At 40.0% G+C, this 3,131-nt stretch carries 3 protein-coding genes; all 3 read right to left on the bottom strand.

All coding sequences use genetic code 11. From position 1 onward, the window contains the following. Nucleotides 1-283 precede the first annotated feature (283 nt). Genes JHC30_07690 through JHC30_07700 form a run of 3 tightly spaced genes read right to left on the bottom strand, consistent with a single transcriptional unit; the run spans nt 284 to nt 2,903 of the window. Nucleotides 284-1,033, bottom strand: a complete 750-nt coding sequence (locus JHC30_07690; GenBank protein ID MCI4464030.1) for a PHP domain-containing protein — start codon at nt 1,031-1,033, stop codon at nt 284-286. A gap of 20 nt (nt 1,034-1,053) precedes the next feature. Continuing rightward, nucleotides 1,054-2,019 (bottom strand): PD-(D/E)XK nuclease family protein, encoded by a 966-nt coding sequence (locus JHC30_07695; GenBank protein MCI4464031.1) that lies wholly within the window; start codon nt 2,017-2,019, stop codon nt 1,054-1,056. Further along, nucleotides 2,001-2,903, bottom strand: a complete 903-nt coding sequence (locus JHC30_07700) for a toprim domain-containing protein (GenBank protein MCI4464032.1) — start codon at nt 2,901-2,903, stop codon at nt 2,001-2,003. The genes JHC30_07695 and JHC30_07700 overlap by 19 nt, the downstream gene beginning before the upstream one ends. Between the last annotated feature and the right edge of the window lie 228 nt (nt 2,904-3,131).

Raw genomic sequence — 3,131 nt, forward strand, 5'->3', positions numbered from 1 at the left:
CAGTCTCTAATGGTAGGGAATATGTCTTCTGGAGGAAGGCCGCGCTGTTCCATCGTCAACTGACTGTATCTCGTAATCCTCGCTGCATCCTCGGAAATCTTGAGGTCTGAATCCCATTTAATGTAAAAATCCTTAGAGTCTACGGTTTCGTTACCCTTTACCTTGAGCATGGCGCACTGCCAAGGCAGGTTGTGATTAAAATTGAGGCATAGATTGAGGGTTTCAAAGTCTATGAAGCAAAAGGTCTTCTTCTTATCGAATCTGAGCAGATGGTCGTCCATAATTAATTAATAGCCTCCCAGCAGAACTCGTTGCTGCTCAGGTGATCCATGTTGGGCTTTTCAAGAGTGGTTCTATTATTAATGCATTTAAATGTCATGTAGGCCAAGAAGTCCTTCTTCAGCTTGTAGTAGATGCTCTTGGTGTGAATCATTTCAAATTTACCAGAGCAATACTCATTAACTCTATTTTCTATCAAAAAGTCAAAAGGCAGGTTGTTGTCTTCTATCGTGAAGGTGGGCTTGCAAAATCCGAAATAAGGAATGCAGCTTTTACCATTGAGACAATTCTTATGAAGAAATGAGTCGTAGAATGGGATGACCAGACTCAAGTCATTATCGTTCCAGATATTCTTTAAGAATTTAAAGTCAATGCAGGGTTCGTAGTAAAATCCGTCTTTTGCGGCAGTTGAGTAAATCCTCATCAACTTATTAATGCCCTCTTTGTTTTTGGCAATGATAACGATTTTAGATCTTTTATTTAAAGCCTCTTCGGACTTCTCAAGCATATTTTCGGTAGCCGTAAGCCTTATTCCGAAAATCAATTGTAGTTTATTGTCCTTCGCAATCGTGTGGGCTTGTAAGAAACCTGAGAACGAATCCTCAATAAGGAAGAACTTCTTCTGATCGCTCTCTTTGAGAATATCGAAGATCGAGTCTGATAGATGTGGCTTAGACTCGCCGGGTTTCTCAAGGGTCAGAATCGACCGGCCAATTGAGTAGTGGCTTTTCCAGAAGCCTATTGTCTCTTTCATGTGTGAATTTTACTCCTATTTTAAAAATCGTCAAATGAAAAATTGTCTGTTTTTGCTTTAGTCCTTGAGTGGGCTGGACATCCAGCATAAGCTCTCTTCTCGACCTTCTGCTTATCTTCGACTTTTAAATCGTCTTTAAAGGAGGAGCTTAGAATCTTACCAGTCTCATCTAGGAGAACAAAATACTCAAAAGGATCAAGATAGGGACATCTCCAAGTCTTTCCAGCTTTGCATAGCCATTTGCTGCCTTCATTATCTGCGGCATAATTAGACTGTGCATCCTTTTCAGTGAAGTTGTTAGCTTTTTCATAAACGTATCCTAGGTAATGTTCAAATCCAGCGAGTTGTTCTTTTGGAATTTCTATTTGTTGAATGGGCTGCTTTGGAAATCTTAGGAAGATGAATTCAGCAATGACCTTTTTCGCTTTAGGAAACAGATTCTTGAAAGACGCCAAACTATAGGTCATGGCTTGTACGTTTGCCGTTAATTCATCTCCCTTAAACTTAGCTTTGCTAGACTTATAATCTACGATTTTTACTGTGTCACTATCTTTATAGTAAACATTTTTGTCAATGAAGCCCCTTACCTTGTACTTCGGGTTCTCGCTTTGGATTAGGAATTCCTGTTCCGCTGCGCCGACCTTGCCTTTTCCACCAAAAAAATCCTGATTGAGCCCGACTAGGATCATATCGCCAATCATCTTCCTATCTTCTTCATTTAGTTTGTCTTTTTTAACGTGCTTGTCAACTAGCCGAGTGATGGCGGGGCTTGCTTCTATATTGCCGCTTTTCATTATTGACTTAAAATGCTTTTTGTGTTTTGAGCTCAAAAGCAGTTCAAACACTAGATGGCAGATTGTCCCGCGCATGGCTCCTGAGTTGTTCTTCTGCGGGAGCTTGAGGTGGTAATTTGCCCAATAGGTCCAAGAGCAAGTTTCAAGAGTCTTAATCCTTGAAGCTGAAAGAGTTATATCTTGTTTTTCCATTGAATTATTTCTTGTTTAGTCATTTCGCCGAAGTCTTTTTTAGAGGGCAGCTTTACTGTTATTTGTTTGGAATCAAAATAGTTAATCAGTTTTTTGTAAGCCTCTTTAGCAGCTTCGTTTCCGGCGTCGTTTTTATCTGAGTCGTTATTAAAAGAAATGATGATCTTATCAATATCTACTTTCAATAAGTAACTAATAACCTTTGACGATAAATCCAAACCAAAAGTCACAATTACGTTTTTAACTCCGGCATCCCATAGAGAAAGCATATCTCCGATACTCTCCACTAGGTATACGTGTTTCTCTTCTTTGATAATGTTTTTATTTATCAACAATGGATAGCACCAATTAGTCTTTCTTCCGAGGAGTTTCCATTTTGGTCTGCCTTCTAAATTGTTTATTGTGTCCCTGCCAGCAAAGCCGACGATTTCCTCTTTTGAATCAAAAATTGGGAATACGTATCTAGCTGCCATTTTTCCAGTTTTAACATATCCTCCTCTAAAGACGTTGAGTGTCTCTAGCGAAACTCCTCTGTTAATCCAGTATTCATGCTCTGGAAGAAGCTTGGTTAGGTATTCCTTTGGATAAGTCTTGGGTTCCTCAATGACGGGCTTAATCTCTTCGGGTGAATTGATTGTTATAGACTTCTTGGTAAGCCAGTCCTTAACCTCGCTTGAGTTACTTAACTTGAGGGTTATCTTAACTAAGTCCTCAAGTGAGCCGCCTACTCTTTCCTTGAAGTCATACCATCTTCCTGTATTTTTTTCTATAGAAAGAACATCAGCACTATCCGAGTCTCTGTAGATAGGCCTAGACCTGTAATTGGTACCCTTATCTATAAGGACGTACCCCATCTCATGCAATACGCTTTTGACAGATTCCATGTTAGAGGAGTTCTCCGTCATTTTGTTGGGGGTCGTTTAATCTGACTTGAGCGTTCTGCCTCTCTATCGAATGAGCAAGTGAGCCTCGTTCTTCCACTCTGAAATTTTGGACTTCAAAGTTTAAATAGTTTCTTTCTAACTTTTCGGTTCCGTCCGGCATCCGCCTTCTTATCAAATCTTGATGCCCAACAGCTTCTGCGCCCTGAAACCTAGTTTTGAGGGCGATTA

This window comes from Caldisericum sp., from assembly GCA_022759145.1.
In the GTDB taxonomy this organism is placed as follows: Bacteria; Caldisericota; Caldisericia; order Caldisericales; family Caldisericaceae; genus Caldisericum.

What these genes read in the sequence shown, in the direction of transcription:
- JHC30_07690 (MCI4464030.1), bottom strand. Translation starts at nt 1,033, where the DNA reads ATGAAAGAGACAATAGGCTTCTGGAAAAGCCACTACTCAATTGGCCGG.
- JHC30_07695 (MCI4464031.1), bottom strand. Translation starts at nt 2,019, where the DNA reads ATGGAAAAACAAGATATAACTCTTTCAGCTTCAAGGATTAAGACTCTT.
- JHC30_07700 (MCI4464032.1), bottom strand. Translation starts at nt 2,903, where the DNA reads ATGGAATCTGTCAAAAGCGTATTGCATGAGATGGGGTACGTCCTTATA.